Genomic DNA, 15511 nt, shown 5'->3' with positions numbered 1-15511 from the left:
GACGACTCGGGACTCAGCGTGGACGTCATGGGCGGCGCCCCGGGCATCTTCTCCGCGCGGTGGAGCGGGGTCCACGGCGACGACGCCGCCAACCTCCAGCTGCTGCTCGCCCAGCTCGGGGACATCGCCCCCGAAAACCGCCGCGGCTCCTTCCTGTGCGCCGCCGCGGTCGTCGCACCAGACGGCGCCGAGCACGTGGTCACGGGTGAGCTGCCCGGGAACATTCTGCGCGAACCCGCGGGGGAGAACGGGTTCGGCTACGACCCGATCTTCGCCCCGGACGGCCAGGACGGCCTCAGCTGCGCGCAGTTGAGCCCAGAGCACAAAAACAGGATCAGCCATCGTGCGCAGGCCATGGCCGCCGTGTTGCCGCACTTGTTGCAGCTGCTCACGGGTTCGAGTGGGACCGCGCGGCAGGACGGGCCGGAAGCCACAGTGGCGTCCCCCCTGGAACCGGAGCCAGAGGACTGACCCATGACTTTCGCGTGCGGACACCTACCTTTTGCTCCGGCTGTCGAGGCGGTGTTGGCGGAGGCCAGGGTGCGCGTGGATCGCTCCGAGTGGGAGCTGCACGCCGGCGGGTCCGCGCACATCGTGGTCAACGCGGGGCACGTGATGAGCGTGCGGATCGCCAAGAACCCGACCTCGGGGGAGAACGTGCGCAGGCGTACCCGTGCGCTGTCGCGGCTACCGGAGTTCGACTTCGCCGTGCCGCGCCCCCTGACCCCCGTGCTGCAGGACGGGCGGTACACCGCGGTGGGGATGACCTGGATCCCGGGCAGCCCCCGCCCGCCGGGGCACGCGGACCCGCGGGAGCTGCGCAGGGTCCTCGAGCAGGTACATAATGCGGACGCGCGCGCGGCGGAACCGTGGCTGGACCGGCCCGGTCAGCACTGGGGCGGTCACCGCCGTCGCCACGTCCTGCTGGACCAGGTTCTGCCGCTGCTGCTCCCGCGGAACCGCGACCGCGCCATGAATGCGATCGAGGACCTCGTGGCCCTGGACAACGTCCCGCCGCGGCTCGTGCACGGGGACCTCATGGGCTCCAACATGCTGTGGCAGGACGATCACCTGGTGGGCGTGATCGACTGGGACCACGCGAGCATGAGCGATCCCGCGTACGACGTCGCGTCCCTGGGACTCTGGTTCGGCTGGTCCAGCGTGCGCCAGGCGACGGACGAGGAGAACTATCTGCGCGCGCGGTTGCACTCCCGGATCTTCCCGCTGCAGGCCGTGGCATACGCGCTGCACCATGAGCTCGACACCGCCCAGATCCGCCAGGCCGTGGAGAAGGCGGACGCGTGGTACGAGACCCGCGCCATGGCCTCCGTGTGAGCGACATGCCATGTCGGAGGCGTTGCCTACCCTGATCGGGTGCCCGTCAGTTTCACCGCCATAGATTTCGAGACCGCCAATCGCAGCCCTGCGTCCGCGTGCGCCCTGGGGGTGGTACGGGTCAGGGACGGCCAGGTGGTGGACACCCGGTACTCACTCATCCGTCCGCCGCTCGGCCACGACGGGTTCGAGCCCGGCAACGTCCGGATCCACGGCATCCGGCCCGCGGACGTCGCCCACGCGCCCACGTTCGACCTGCTGTGGGACTGGATGTGCGAGAACATCAGCCCGGAGGATCCGGATTCGGTTCTGGTGGCACACAATGCCGTCTTCGACACCGGCGTGATCAAGGCGGCGAACCGGGCGTGCGGCGGAACCGCTCGGAAGTGGGACTACGCGTGCACTCTCCGCTTGGCCCGCGCGGCCTACACGCTGCGTTCCTATGCTTTGCCGTCGGCGTCCCGCGCGGCGGGGGCGGAGGTCGCGGAGCACCACAATGCGCTCAGTGACTCCCTCGCGTGCGCCGGGATCGTGCTCGATCTCGCGCGCCGCAGTGGGGCGCGCAGCATGGCCGAACTCACGGCGCACTACGGGGTCAGGCTGCAGCGCGCGACCCTGTGACGCAACGCGCCTCCGATCGGGGTGATTCTCAGGCGTGCGGCCGCCACAGGGTGAGCCAGCGATCGGCCAGGGCGAGCAGTTCACGGCGGGTCGCCGCGCGGGTTCCGGAGGGATCGGTGCCGGATGTGTCCGTGCCGCTGTCCGTTTTTGTGGTGCGGCTGTTGTCGTCGGCCACGGCGTCCTGCCGGGCCATGCGGTCGTCGCCGGCGGCGCCGTTGTCGCTCTCCCCGATGTCCTCGCCGTGTGTGGCGTCGCCGAGCCCCCAGCGCGCGGCAGCAACACTGACCGCGACGGTACGTGCCGCGTCGTTCGCCGCCGGGTGACCGGACAGCAGCGAGAGAGCCCGCTGAGCGACGTCGTCCCCCGAGTTGTCCGCGTGCGGCGCATCCTCGGCGCACAGCACCGCCGCGAGCCCCAGTGCCAGGGCCGACGACGCCGCGGTTCCGTCCCCCACGGCCCGCGTGAACGCTCCCGCGGGTTCCGTCATCCCATCGAACAGGGAGTCCCGGGCGGATCGGTCCGCGCACAGGTCGAGCAGCTCCCGGGTGAGGGGCGCGGGCCGGGTCATGAGTGCCACCACTCGGCCGGTTTCCTCGACCACGTCCTGCAGTGAGGCCTCACTGCCCCGCGCACGGCCCGCCGCGTGAACGGTCAGGGCCGCACCAACAGCCGCGGTCTGTGCCTCGGCGCTGCCGTGGGTGATCGCGGCCGAGTCCACGGCGAGGGCCACGAGCGACTTCCACCCGATGTGGGGCACCAGTCCATAGGGCAGCGTGCGGGCCAGGATCTCGGCGCTGTCCGCGAGTGGCAGGACCGGACGAGTGACCTCGCCCAGGCGGCCCATGGACAAGGCGGTGAAACCGTCCCCGGCGTGCTCACCCGGTGCGGTGAGGAGGGGGTAGTCGTGGTCCAGGTCGTCGTCGGGCGGGTGCGGTGCGTCGCCGGGGAGCTTCGCGCCGTTGCGCACGGCCCAGCGCAAGTACGCGAGCCACGCGCACGCCGTGGGATCCGCGGCCTGACCGTCATTCGCCCAGTGGGCCACCTCGTTCAGCGCCCCCGCGGTGCGCGCGAGGAGCTGGGTTCCCTCGCCGGGTCGTTCGGCCGCGGTCGCGCGCCACGGCGCGAGGAACACGCTCCTCACGAGCGACGGATACCACGACGACGCCGCGTCCAGACCGCGGTCTTGTTCCAACAGTTCGGGCGTGCGCGGTGAGGTCATGGGATCAGTCTATGAGGGTGGCAATGGAGCGTGCGGGGTGATGCAGCTCGGGCATGGGCCGTTCAAGAGGCCCGGGCGGCAGGGGAGCCTGCCCGGGCTGGGGGCGCCTCGGGTACGGGACGGATCAAGTCGGCCGGGTGCCTCAGGAGATTGTGAGGGCTAACGGGCATGTCCGGCCTCGAGAGCGTGGGGGCCTTCCCTGGACTCGGCTATTTGTCGGCGCCGGGGCAGCCGATGCCGGTGGGGTTGGTGTGGCAGTCATCGGCGACATTGTGCACGGTGGCCCGCCACACACTCAGCGCCACCGGGGGTGAGGTGACGTGGTTGTAGCCGGCGACCGGTTGCCAGCCGGTGTCGGCGATGTTGTATTCCCCGTAGAACGAGGTTGTCAGGGTCACGGTGAAGTCCCCGGTGGTCGTGTAGACGTGGGAAGTGTCGGTGGGCTCATCCCACGCACCGTCGGGTAGGGGTGCCCCGGTCAGGGGTGTGGGGCCCAGGGTGGTGCCGTCCCCGTAATACCAGGTGTATTGGACGGGGTAGGCCCTCACCTGGACAGGGTAGCCACCCAGGGTCGTGGTGAAGGTCTGGGGTTGGGCCTGCGCATAAACATTGGTGTGCATGTTCTTCAAGGTGTCCGGGGCGGGTTGGACGTGACTGGCGGCGGGGGCGACGGCCAGTTGTTGGAAGTCCTGGAGGGTGAACACCGGCAGCGGCACGTACCCGTCGTCGCTGGCTTGATCGGCTTGGGTGTTGCTGACGCACAGTTGGGTACCGCGCGCGGCGCGGGTCCTGTCATTGGCCCCGCCAATGACGATGTCCATGTTCACACCGGCGGCCCCGGTGTCGTCGGTGCATTCCTGGGTGGTACGGCACCGTGTGAGTGCTGCCCCACGTTGGTCGGTGCAGGGGTCTTGGAGGCCGTAGACGGTTTTGTTCTTAGCGGTGTCCATCAGGCGGGCGTTGAAGAAGATTGAATCCTCGTTGGACATGAGCCGGTCACGCAGGGCCTTCTGGAACGCAGGATCGGTATCCGGATCCCAATCGCTCGTTTCTGCCGTGGCCGGCTGCTGGCCCCTTGTCCCCGCTTGGATCCCTCGCTGCGGTGCTGTGGCGCCATTACGCCGGGATTCCAAGGACATGCGGATAAGTGATCCGTGTGCATCGGCGGTGGTGTTTTCGAAACCTGCGAAATAGCCCTGTCCCCAAGAGTCAGCCGATTCGGCTGCGGTGGCCTGATTGACGCCTATATAAGTCGGCGCGAGTAGAAATAATGCAAATATTATCGCGAGGGATCTTTGATATCCAGTATGGGTTGTCATAGCGATCCCCTGGGGGAGGCGGTAATGTAAATCCATCGGCCACTTTCATACATCAACGTCACGTCCAGGGCGTCCGCGCTGTTGTATGGCATTTGTCGGCTGACGACCTGATGGTCGTTGATTACCAGAATTCCGGAACTCGTTGCTTCAACCGGTATCGTGTACTCGCCCGTTGGACGCTGCCTGAAGGAGTTTGGCAGGAATTCGGACGTCTCATTTCCCCCGGCCATCCATTTCTGGGAATCGTAACTGTCCGCAATTCTCGAAAATTGATCTGTGCACCTGCTACAAGTCTCAGAAGTCACCTCTCGAGCGTAGGAGGTGTTCCCCGTCTGAAACGCGTACCATTGCGCGGTTAGCCAATAGTTCAGGAACGCCTGCGCGCCGGCCTCGGTTTCGTCCCTGGCCTCCGCGGGCATCACGGGCTTGGGAACATTGCGGGCCGGATGCTCCAGCGTGGCGGGTTCGTAGTCCTCCGGGACCTTCTGGCCCGTGGCCAGCACCGTGGGTTCCTCCGGACGCCAGTCATCGGGCAATGCGCTGTCGGACCCGCTCGGGGACCCGCTCTGCGGCGTCGTCGGGGATGCGGGGGAGGCGTCCGGCGCGGGGGACGTGGGCTGCGCCGTCGTCCCCGCGGAAGTGGCTCCCGTGGGCGCGGCGCTGTCACCCCCACCCGCTCCGGGCGAGCCGTTACCGCACCCGATGAGTAGCAGCGCTGCGAGCAGGGCGAGGGTCGTTCCCCGGCCGGCCGTGGCGATCAGTCGTGGTGAATGCATCCCGGTGAACCCCCTCGTGCCACACCGTTGTGTGACGTACCAGACATTCCCCAGAGCATAGAGGCGCAAGACGGCGCGGGCCATGGCCGGGCCGTAGCTTGTGGACGACGAAGAACATGCGCATGCATGACCCCTGGTCACGGCGTGGAAGAGGGAACTAGCGAGTAGAAACAATCCGCCACGTGGCGCGCCGCCGGCCTAGCGAAGCGGTGGCGGCCGCGGTGGATCACACCGTCAGGGGGCCTGCGCCGTGTGACCTGCACATGTGCGGGAGGTCGCTGTGGGTGTCCGAGACCGCGGTTACATTGACCCCATGCTGATCTTGCACACCTCCGACTGGCACCTGGGGCGTACCTTCCACGGCGTCGACATCCTGGACGTCCAGGCGCAGGCCATGGCCGAGATCGTCGAGTGGGTGCGGCACCACGGTGTCTCCGCGGTCCTGGTCTCGGGGGACGTGTACGACCGCGCCCAGCCCCGCACGGAGGTGGTGGAGCTGCTCAGCACCACCCTGGCGCAGATCCGCGAGGCGGGCGCGCACGTGATACTCACGAGCGGCAACCACGACTCCCCGGCGCGGTTGGGTTTCGGCTCCGGCATCATGTCCCACGGTGGCGTCCACCTGTTGACCCGCGTGGCGGAGGCCCACGTTCCGGTCCTGCTCTCGCAGTCGGAGGACTCCTCGGTCACGGTCGCCCGGGCGACGACGCCGCCCGCTCTCGACCCGCGCGGTGCCACCCTGTCGGGGGCGTTCACGGTGGCCGTGTACGGCATCCCGTACATCGAACCGCGCGCGGCCGCGCCGTCGCTCGACTGTGCACCCACGCACCAGGCCGTGCTGGGCACCGTGATGGAGCGCATCGATGCGGACAGGAAAGAACGAGGCGACATCCCGTCCGTCGTCATGGCGCACGCGTTCGTGACGGGGGCGCAATCCACGGATTCGGAGCGCGTCGTCGATTCCGGGGGCCTCGGCACCGTCCCGGCGGAGGTCTTCGCCCGTCATGACTACACGGCGCTCGGCCACATCCACCGCCGGCAGCGAGTCGCGGACGCCGTGCGCTACAGCGGCTCGCCCGTGGCCTATTCCTTCTCCGAGGCCGGACACCCCAAGGGAGCGTGGCTCGTGGATGTCCAGGAGACCGGGGTCCGTGAGGTCACCGGCTTGGACCACGCCGCGCGCATGGATCTGGCGTGCCTGCGGGGGACACTCGACGAGTTGCTACGGGATCCGGCGCACACCTCGGCGGAGGGTGCCTGGTGTCAGGTGGTCCTCACGGATCGTGACCGCCCGGCATCCGCGATGGATCGGATCAGGACGCGGTTCCCCCGCACGGTGGAACTGCGCTGGGAACCCGAGGGCGGCCGGACTCTGACCCAGCAGGCGTACAGCGCGCGGGTCGCGGAAGCCGCCGGTGCCGAGGAGCTGTGCGCCCAGTTCTACGACCACGTGCGGCACCGGGGGCTGTCCGGGCCGGAACAGGACGAGATCGCGGACGCGGTGGCCGCCGCGCGCAGCAGGGGAGTGGAGCAGTGAAGCTGCATCGGATGGAGATCACCGCCTTCGGGCCGTTCGCCAAGCGGGAGACGGTGGATTTCGACGTCCTGAACGAGGCAGGGGTCTTCCTGCTCAACGGCGAAACCGGGTCGGGTAAGACCAGCGTGTTGGATGCCATTTGCTTCGCGCTCTACGGATCCGGGCCCACGACTGCCGCCAAGGGCGGGCGCAAGGCCCAGCACAGTGATCACGCGGATCCCCGCACCGGGCCGCGCGTCGAGTTGGAGTTCACGGCGGGTGGCCGGCGGTGGCACGTGAGCAGGACGCCCGCGTGGCGCGAGCCGTCCTCCCGGGCCGCGTCCGGGTGGAGCGACCGTCACGCCACGGTGTCATTGCGGGAACACGTGGCGGGGCAATGGGTGGACCGCGGTTACCGCCCGGACGACGTGGGGCAGACCATCCACCACGTCGTGGGCCTGGACCGTGAGCAGTTCACCCAGGTGATGATGCTTCCCCAGGGCCAGTTCGCCAGGTTCCTGCAAGCCGGTTCCAAGGAGCGGGAAGACCTCCTGGAAACGCTGTTCGGCACGGACGTCTACGCGGACATCCAGGATGAGCTGAAAACGCGCTCGGATCGAGCCAAGAGCGTCCTGCACGAGGCGGAACGCGAGGCGGAACGAGCGGACGAGGTCCTCGCCCGGCTCAGGGAACGCGTGGCCCACACGGTCGCCCGGTTACCGGAGGACGTCTTATCGGACCTCCCCGGGGCGCTCCGGACCCGATTGGATCTCCCGTCGGACGAGGGGTCGGTCGGCGACGTCGCCGTGGGCACTGCGGCGGACCCCAACGGTGGAGAAACCGACGCGGGTTCGTCTGACCAGGGCCGAGCCTCGACCAGTGCTGCGTCGGCCGCTTCGGAGGAGGGGCCTGCGGACGGGAAATCGGGGGACGCCGACAACGAAGGGGGCCCGGATCGATGGCGTGAGCTGGTCGACGACTGCGACACCCTCGTAGACACGGTGGGCCGGGCACGGGACGGCGCGGCGTCGTCGTACACAGGGGCCCAGCAGCGCTACGCACAATTGGAGACCCTGCATTCGCTGGTCAGGAGGCGCGGCGAACTCACGCGGCGCCGGGATGAACTCGCGGAGTACGCGGAGCAGTCGGAGGACGCGGCCCGACAACTGCGCGAGCACGAGGCGGCACAGGAATTGCAAGTACCGCTCGTGGAACTGCGTGACGCCCGACGGCGCGTCGCGACCCTCGACGCCGCCGTCACCGACCTGCGTGCCACTGTCACGGGGGACGCGCCGTCGGCCCGCGTGGCTCAGCACATTCTGGGTCCGGACGCGAGCCTCATGGACGCCGTGGACGAGTCCGGGCAGGTGCCCGCGGGTCTGCGCGATGCAGTCGTGACCGCGCGCGAATCCGCCAGGGGCGCCGTGGCCCAGGAGGAGTCGCTCACGAGGGACGAGGAGGAGGCGGCTCGCGAACGCAAGGCCCTTTCGGCGCTCGAGGAGCGGGCGACGCACCTCACCCGGGATCTCGCCTCCGCGCGGGACGCCTTGACCCGCAGCGAGGAATCGCATCGCGAACTCCTGGGGGAGGTCAAGGACGAGGCCCTCGTGCGCGAACGGGCCCGCACCGCGCGGGAGGCCGTGGCCGCGAGTCGGGAATACGCACGGGCCCGGGCGGAGGAGCAGGAACGGGGGCGCCGGTACCGGGAGGATGAAACCGCACGGCGGGCTGCCGCCCAGCACGTGGAAGCGCTCGAAGCGCAGCGCTACGCGAGTGCGGCCGCGACCCTCGCCACCGGGCTGGAGCCGGGGGATCCGTGCCCCGTGTGCGGAGCCACGGAGCACCCGCACCTCGCCGGCGCCGGAACCGAGGACGAGGTCACCGATGACGCACTCGATCGCGCACGCGCCGCCCGGGACACCGCACAGGACACCGTGGATGCATCCCACGCAGCGTGGCAGCGGGCGCAGACCGGCGCGGCCGAGGCGCTCGCGCGCGGCGCGGACACGGACGTCGACGCTGCCGTGGACCGGTGCCGCCACGCCGATGAGGAACTGGCCCGACTCGAGCAGAGCCTGACCCGGGTGCGCCGGGGTGAGGCCGAGATCGCGGCTGCTCGGCGGGAGGTCCAAGATCTCGAGGGGGAGGGGACGCGGATCAACGGTGACATCGCGGGGACCCGTGCGCGCCTCGAGGGACTCCTGACACGGTGCGACCGGGTGCGTGAGGAGTTGGCCCTGCGCATCAGGGGTTTCGATTCGGCCACCGAGTTCCTCGAACGGTCCGAGCACCTCGTGCGCACGGTGAGCGAGTGGGAATCGCAACAGCGGGCGCTGGAGGCCGCGCAACACGAGGTCCGCACCGCGCAGGGTGCCGTGGAACGTGCCCTTGACGCGTCCCCGTTCGAGACCGAGAGCGCCGCGGACGAGGCTCTCATGGACCCGGCGGACGCGGCCGGACTCTCCGAGCGGCTCACCGCCCTGCAGGAGGAGCGGGACTCAGTCTCGGCGGAACTCGCGACCCAGGACATGCAACGCGCCGAGGGGCTCAGCGCCGAGGAACGCGCGGGCTTGTCCGAGGAAGCACTGGCTCGCACCGCCGCCGAACGGGACGGGTACGAACAGTTGCGGGATGCATTGAACCAGAAGCTGGGCGGACTGCAGACCCTCGCGGCCGACGCCGCATCCCACGCCGAGCACATGCCCGCCCGACACGTCGAACTCGAGCGCGCTCGAGAGAACGCCCAGCGCCTGAGCGGACTCGCGGACGTGGCCACCGCGAATTCCCCCGAGAACGCCCTGCGGATGACCCTGACCTCGTTCGTGCTCGCCGCGAAACTCGAGCACGTGGCCGCGGTGGCGTCCGAACACCTCGCACGGATGTCCTCCGGCCGCTTCACACTGGTGCATACGGATCGCACCCGAGGGGGTGGCAAGTCCGGGCTCGGACTCGAGATCGACGACTCGTGGACCGGTGTCCGCCGCGGTACGGAGACACTGTCGGGCGGGGAATCCTTCTTCACCTCGCTCGCGCTCGCCCTGGCTCTTGCGGATGTCGTCCGGTCCGAGGCCGGGGGACGGGAGATCGACACGCTCTTCGTGGACGAGGGTTTCGGCTCCCTTGACGAACAAACCCTCGAGCAGGTCCTCGAGACCCTGGACGGATTGCGCCGCACGGGGCGGGTCATCGGTGTGGTGTCCCACGTGAGCGAGATGAAACAGCGCATCGACACCCAGCTCGTGGTCACCAAGACCCCCGGTGGCTCGCATCTGTCGGTCGTCGCGGGGCCGTGGGATGCCGCGTAGGCTGAGGTCGTGAGTACCGCGATCCGCCGCCCCGCGCCCGAGAAGCCCGGCAAGGTGCTCACCCTGCGTGAACGCACCGTGCGCAGTGATCGCGGGCTGGGCGCGATCACCATGTTGCTCCGCCTGCCCCAGGTCATGGCCCCGTTGGGCCTGCTCACGCTCGTGGCGGTCTCGTCCTCCTCCGCGTGGACGGCCGCGTTGAGCTCGGCGTCCCTGTGTCTCGGCATAGCCGTGAGCGGCGTGGGTGTGGCAGCGCTGGCCAACGCCCGCTGGCGATTGTGGGCCCTGGTCGCGTTCTCCCTGATCCAGGGGATCATCCTCTGGGTGCTGTCACGAGCCCAGGTCACCGAGATCCCGGTCTCGTGGGATGCCGTGTCCGCGCTCGCGCCGTTCTTCGTGGCCGGCGTGGTCATGACACCCATGGGACTGGCCGCGCGGCTCCGCTGGGCCTCCGTGTTGCGAGCACAGGACCGGTCACAAGCGTTCCCGGCGGCCATGCGCCGCGAATCCGTGAACGAGGGACTGGCCACGGTGCTGGGTGCCGCGCTCACGGGACTGCTCGCTGTGACCATGGGCCCGGCGGTGGTGCTGCGTTTCGCCGCTGTGTGGACCGTGCTGATCACGGCGGCATTCGTCCTGCATTCCTCCGCCCGCTGTCCCCGCGCGGACATGCCCCTCTGGTCCTGGCGACGCCCCCGCGGCGCGCCCGGGCGCAGCCGTGCCGTGTTCCGGTTGAGCCATGGATTGATCTACGGTGTGGCGGCGCTGAACGCCCTCATGGGCGCGGTACTCGGGTGCCTCGTGGTGTACTCAGTGTCCCTGGACAGCGTGGAGACCATGGGGGTCATCTATGCGTTGCTGGGGTTCGGGGCCGCCGTGGGGTCGAGCCTGGCCGTGCGTTTCCGCCGCCGGTTGAGCGCTGAGAACATGTGGATTCTCGCCGCCACGGGTGCACTGCTGGCATCCATGCTCATGTCCGGGCCGTCCGGTTTCGTGGGGTATTCCCTCGTGCTCCTCGCGCTCGGGTTGTTCTCAGGCCCGTGCCTGCTGTGCCTCCACAGCAGTGCCGGTTACGTCACTGCGGGCAGCGACTTCCTGGGACTCGTGGCACGCATGACTGTGACGTCGAGCATCGCCACGGCGCTGGGACTCACGCTCAGCGCGTACCTGGGCGTACACTTCGACGACATGACCGCGGCCATGGTCCCCATGGCGGCCGCTATGGTGCTGTTGGCCACCGCCCTCATCTTCAACTACACGCAACGCCGCAGCCCCGGGCCCAGGCCCCGCATCTGACGCTGCTCACACGACGACGCCGCCCGGGCCGGTTCGCAGGGGACCGGGCCGAGCGGCGTCGTACCGCGAGCGCGATCACTCAGTGGCCGCGGGCGATCCATTCGCTCAGGTGTGGCTTCTCCTGGCCGATGGTCGTGGAGTCGCCGTGGCCCGTGAGCACGAGGGTGTCCTCGGGCAGCGTGAGCAGCCGTTTCTCGATGGAGTCGATGATCGTGGGGAAGTCCGAATAGGACCGCCCCGTGGCACCCGGGCCGCCCTGGAATAACGTGTCCCCGGTGAAGACCACCCCGTTCTCACCCAGGTGCGGGGCGTGGAACACCACGGACCCGGGAGAGTGGCCGGGCGTGGCCAACACGGTGAACATCACGGTGCCAGCGAGGATCTCCTGCCCGTCTCGCAACGGCTCGGGCTCGGGCCCCTCCGGGTAGACGGCGCGCCACAGCATGAGGTCCTCGTGGTTCATCATGATCGGGGCGTCCGTGCCCGCGCGGTCGGTGAACTCGCGCACCGCCGCGATGTGGTCATCGTGACCGTGGGTCAGCAGCACGTGCGTGATGGTGCGGTCCGCGACGGCGGCGAGCACGGCGTCGGGGTCGTGCGCGGGATCGATCACCACGCACTCGGCCTGGTTACCCACGACCCACACGTTGTTCTCCACGTCGAAGGTCTCGCCGTCCAGGCTGAACGTACCCTCCGTGACGCAGTTCGTGACGGTGACGCCGCCGCGCGGGTCGGTCAGGACGGTCTGCGGTGTGCGCGTCATCGGGCCAGTTCCACGACGGAACGCAGGACCTTGCCGGACTTCATGGTCCCGAACGCGGCGTCCACGTCTTCGAGGGCGATGCGCTCGGAGACGAAGGCATCCAGGTCCAACCGGCCCAGGAGGTATTGGTCCACGAGCATCGGGAAGTCGCGCGAGGGCAGGGTGTCCCCGTACCACGCGGACTTGATGGACCCGCCGTGGGAGAACACCTGGTCCAGCGGGATCTCCGCCACGGTCCCGGGATTGGGAACGCCCACCAGGACCATGCGACCCGCGAGGTCACGCGCCTGGAAGGCCTGCATGAAGGTGTCGGCCACGCCCACGGCGTCGATCACGAGATCCGCGCCGTGACCGCCCGTGAGCTCGCGGATGGTCTCCACGGGATCCACGGAACGAGAATTGACCGTGTGGGTCGCGCCGAGCCGCTGCGCGGTGCTCAGCTTGTCGTCGTCCACGTCCACCGCGATGATCGTCGTCGCACCCGCGAGCGCCGCACCCGCGACCGCGGCGGTGCCCACGCCGCCGCAGCCGATGATCGCTACGGACTCTCCGCGCTTGACCGCACCGGTGTTGATCGCCGCGCCGATCCCGGCGGTGAGGCCGCAGCCTAGCAGACCCACCGCGGCGTACTGTTCGCCCTCGAGCGGGGATTCGATGAGGGTGCACTGCCCGGCCGCGACCAACGTCTTCTCCGCGAACGCACCGATCCCCAGGGCGGGCTCGAGTTCTGTGCCGTCCTCGAGGGTCATCTTCTGCTCGGCATTGTGGGTGTTGAAGCAGTACCACGGTTCACCGCGGCGGCACGCCCGGCATTCGCCGCACACCGCGCGCCAGTTGAGGATCACGTGATCGCCCACGGCGACCTCCGTGACACCCTCGCCCACGGCGCTGACCACGCCTGCGGCCTCGTGCCCCAGGAGATAGGGGAAGGCGTCCCCCACGCCGCCCACCTTGTAGTGCAGGTCCGTCTGACACACCCCGCACGTGAGCACGTCCACGAGTGCCTCGCCCGGCCCCGGATCGGGGACCAGGATGGTTTCAACGGTGGCGGGCTCGTTCTTGGCCCGCACCACCACGCCTTTGACCTTGTGCATACGGTTGCCTCCGTCGTCTCGTAGCTTCCTAGCGTCCTTCCCAGTATGCATGGTGGCCGCCACGCATCGTACGACGACGCCGCGTCGTTCGCCCCGCGACGAAAACCGGGTGCGGATGACGAGCCGGGAGATGATCCGGGTTGACGAGAAACCGGATGACGAACCCGGTCGGCGACACCGGGTGCCAGGCCCTGAACATGAGAACGCGGGCCCGCATCATGGTGCGGGCCCGCGTTGCCAAGGATCGTCGTGGGGACTCAGGAGTCCTGGGAGTAGTCCACGTGCTCGGTGCGCAGCCGGATCTTGCGCCCCTCGGCCTCGAGCTTCTCCTCCTTCTCCTTCTGCTTCTTCACCTGGGCGGTGTCCCGGGGAGGCAGCTGGACGGCGTGCTCGGCACGGATCCCGCCCTGCAACTGGCGGCCACGCTCGAGTTCGGCGTCCACCTCGGCGCCGAAGAGGAGCACGTTGTTCATGATCCACAGGCCCAGGAGCAGGATGATCACGGAGCCGATGACGCCGTAGGTCGCGTTGTAGCTCGAGAAGTTCGCCACGTAGAAAGCGAACCCGAGCCCGGCGATGATCATGAACACGAGCGCGATGGCCGCACCCGGGCTCAACCACTTGAACTTGGGCTGCTTCACGTTGGGCGTCGCATAGTACAGGATCGCAATGAGCAGCACGAGCAGGAACAGGATGACGGGCAGCTTGGCCCAGTTCCACACGGTCACGGTGGTGGAACCCAGACCCACCAGGTCACCCACTGTCTGCGCGAAGTCACCGGAGAGCAACACCATGAACATCACGGCGGCCACGATCAGCACGATGATCAGGGTGATCAGCAGCATGATGGGCTTGAGCTTCCAGAAGGGGCGGCCCTCGGAGATCTCGTAAATGCGGTTCATGGCGCGGGCGAACGCACCGGTGTAACCCGACGCGGTCCACAGGGCACCCACGACACCGACGACCAGGGCGAACCCGGCCCCGGACTGCGTGGTCAACTGGGAGATGGGCCCGGACAGCAGGTCCACGAGGGCCGCGGGAGCGTAGCGGTTCAGGAAGTCCAGGATGGCGTTCGTGGTGGCCTCACCCTGACCGAACACACCGAGCAGGGACACCAGCGCCAGCAGCGCCGGGAAGATCGAGAGCACCGCGAAGTACGTCAACGTGGCGGCCAGGTCGGTGCACCCGTCCTTGCTGAACTCGGACACGGCCCGCTTGAAGACGTAGCCCCACGACTTCCCCTTGAGTTCGGTGGGGGAGTCGGGTTTGGCGTCGTGGTCCGGGTCAGGGGCGGCGTTCTCACGACGTACCGTGGACTCCGGGTGCTGACTGGTCATGGGGGTCCTCTCCAGGAGCGGATGTGGTGGCTGCGCAAAGCAGGTACTCTCAGAAGTTTAGCGACCTCCCGACCCCTGCCCACGCACCGTGCGCCTCTACGGCGCCGGCCCCGGTACTGCCGACGACACCGCCGCACGGCGCAGCGCCGTCGGGCGCGGCACTGCATCATATGGTATCGGGGCATGCGGCACCACCGGGGCGCGACTCCGCTGTACGCGACGTCGCCGGACACGACACCGCGCCCACGACGAATCGTGGGCGCGGTGTGGGCCGCCGTACGGGCGGGTCAGTGCGTGCAGCGGTGCGGATCGGTCACCGTGACAACGACAACGCGTACTGATGGATGCGTTCACTCAGTCGCGTGAGCACCCTGATCTCCTGGGCGTCCAGAGCGGTGCTCATGACGTCCGCGACCATCTGGTCGTTGTCCTGCGAGATCTGCTCGTAGAGCTGGGTCCCGGCATCGGTCAGGGCGACCCGCACACCGCGCAGGTCCTGGGAATCCTGGCGCCGGGTCACGAGCCCCTTGTTCTCGAGACGCTCGAGCATGCGTGAGAGGCTCGATTGCGTCAACAGCACGTGGCTGTTGAGATCGCGTAACCGCAGGCCACCCCGGCCGGTGGTGCACAGCGCGGCCAGGACCTCGAACTCACGACGAGACAAGCCGCGTAAATCCACTCCGCGTTGGAGCTGACGTGTCACCGACACATGGCAGCGGCTTAGTGCATCCCACGCTTCGACACTCCCCCTTGATGTCATTCTTCCCCCTTTGGCAACGTCCACCCCCTATGGACGTTATCTACATGTTACGAGAGGGGATGAGCGCGCCCCCAGCGAGCGGTGTCCACACTTGTGGCCGGGAGGACAGAGCCTGTCCACGCATTGGGGCACAGCTGATGAGAGGTGGAGACGACGGAGGGTCTTTGTGC

Annotated in this window: 13 protein-coding genes; 6 read left to right on the top strand and 7 right to left on the bottom strand. The window is 68.6% G+C overall.

Annotated elements, in window-relative coordinates; genetic code table 11:
* From B3I25_RS05455 to B3I25_RS05445, 3 genes are all read left to right on the top strand, one after another.
* A partial coding sequence (locus B3I25_RS05455; RefSeq protein WP_286738159.1) for a non-canonical purine NTP pyrophosphatase occupies window positions 1–471 on the top strand: 471 nt, incomplete at its 5' end.
* Between the two features lie 3 nt (window positions 472–474).
* Window positions 475–1335, top strand: a complete 861-nt coding sequence (locus B3I25_RS05450; protein WP_064845701.1) for a phosphotransferase family protein — start codon at window positions 475–477, stop codon at window positions 1333–1335.
* A gap of 39 nt (window positions 1336–1374) precedes the next feature.
* Entirely contained in the window at window positions 1375–1956 is a 582-nt protein-coding gene (locus tag B3I25_RS05445) for a 3'-5' exonuclease (protein WP_131332686.1), read from the top strand.
* 28 nt (window positions 1957–1984) lie between these two features.
* Here the strand turns inward: B3I25_RS05445 and B3I25_RS05440 are convergent, their stop codons facing one another.
* The 3 genes from B3I25_RS05440 to B3I25_RS05430 all read right to left on the bottom strand — a co-directional run bounded on the left by B3I25_RS05440 (window position 1985) and on the right by B3I25_RS05430 (window position 4997).
* Window positions 1985–3175 carry an ADP-ribosylglycohydrolase family protein gene (locus tag B3I25_RS05440; RefSeq protein ID WP_286738156.1) on the bottom strand — a complete coding sequence of 397 codons (1191 nt, stop codon included), beginning with the start codon at window positions 3173–3175 and terminating at the stop codon, window positions 1985–1987.
* Window positions 3176–3384: 209 nt separating this feature from the next.
* Window positions 3385–4164 (bottom strand): PKD domain-containing protein, encoded by a 780-nt coding sequence (locus B3I25_RS05435; RefSeq protein ID WP_098054736.1) that lies wholly within the window; start codon window positions 4162–4164, stop codon window positions 3385–3387.
* Between the two features lie 326 nt (window positions 4165–4490).
* Window positions 4491–4997, bottom strand: coding sequence for a DUF6318 family protein (locus B3I25_RS05430; protein WP_286738155.1), 507 nt, complete (start codon window positions 4995–4997; stop codon window positions 4491–4493).
* Window positions 4998–5583: 586 nt separating this feature from the next.
* Here B3I25_RS05430 and B3I25_RS05425 point away from each other — a divergent pair.
* From B3I25_RS05425 to B3I25_RS05415, 3 genes are read left to right on the top strand one after another with little or no spacing between them, the layout of a single operon-like run.
* The gene (locus B3I25_RS05425) at window positions 5584–6807 is read left to right on the top strand and encodes an exonuclease SbcCD subunit D (protein WP_286738154.1); all 1224 of its coding nucleotides are present in this window, start codon (window positions 5584–5586) and stop codon (window positions 6805–6807) included.
* Between the two features lie 11 nt (window positions 6808–6818).
* Window positions 6819–10091 (top strand): AAA family ATPase, encoded by a 3273-nt coding sequence (locus B3I25_RS05420; protein WP_286738153.1) that lies wholly within the window; start codon window positions 6819–6821, stop codon window positions 10089–10091.
* Window positions 10092–10100: 9 nt separating this feature from the next.
* Complete coding sequence (locus B3I25_RS05415; protein WP_286738151.1) at window positions 10101–11387, top strand: hypothetical protein; 1287 nt, start codon at window positions 10101–10103, stop codon at window positions 11385–11387.
* 79 nt (window positions 11388–11466) lie between these two features.
* On the opposite strand, the gene B3I25_RS05410 is transcribed toward B3I25_RS05415, so the two are convergent.
* The 4 genes from B3I25_RS05410 to B3I25_RS05395 form a co-directional block, all read right to left on the bottom strand.
* Complete coding sequence (locus B3I25_RS05410; RefSeq protein WP_098054731.1) at window positions 11467–12150, bottom strand: MBL fold metallo-hydrolase; 684 nt, start codon at window positions 12148–12150, stop codon at window positions 11467–11469.
* Window positions 12147–13244 carry an S-(hydroxymethyl)mycothiol dehydrogenase gene (locus tag B3I25_RS05405; RefSeq protein ID WP_064845695.1) on the bottom strand — a complete coding sequence of 366 codons (1098 nt, stop codon included), beginning with the start codon at window positions 13242–13244 and terminating at the stop codon, window positions 12147–12149. The genes B3I25_RS05410 and B3I25_RS05405 overlap by 4 nt, the downstream gene beginning before the upstream one ends.
* 257 nt (window positions 13245–13501) lie before the next feature.
* A complete protein-coding gene (locus B3I25_RS05400) occupies window positions 13502–14581 on the bottom strand; it encodes a YihY/virulence factor BrkB family protein (protein ID WP_286738147.1) in 1080 nt (359 codons plus the stop codon).
* Between the two features lie 313 nt (window positions 14582–14894).
* A complete protein-coding gene (locus tag B3I25_RS05395; protein ID WP_231885488.1) occupies window positions 14895–15245 on the bottom strand; it encodes a MarR family winged helix-turn-helix transcriptional regulator in 351 nt (116 codons plus the stop codon).
* Between the last annotated feature and the right edge of the window lie 266 nt (window positions 15246–15511).

The organism is Kocuria sp. UBA1838 (assembly GCF_002338785.1).
Lineage (GTDB): Bacteria > Actinomycetota > Actinomycetes > Actinomycetales > Micrococcaceae > Kocuria > Kocuria marina.
This window is presented reverse-complemented; position numbering and strand designations above follow the sequence as displayed.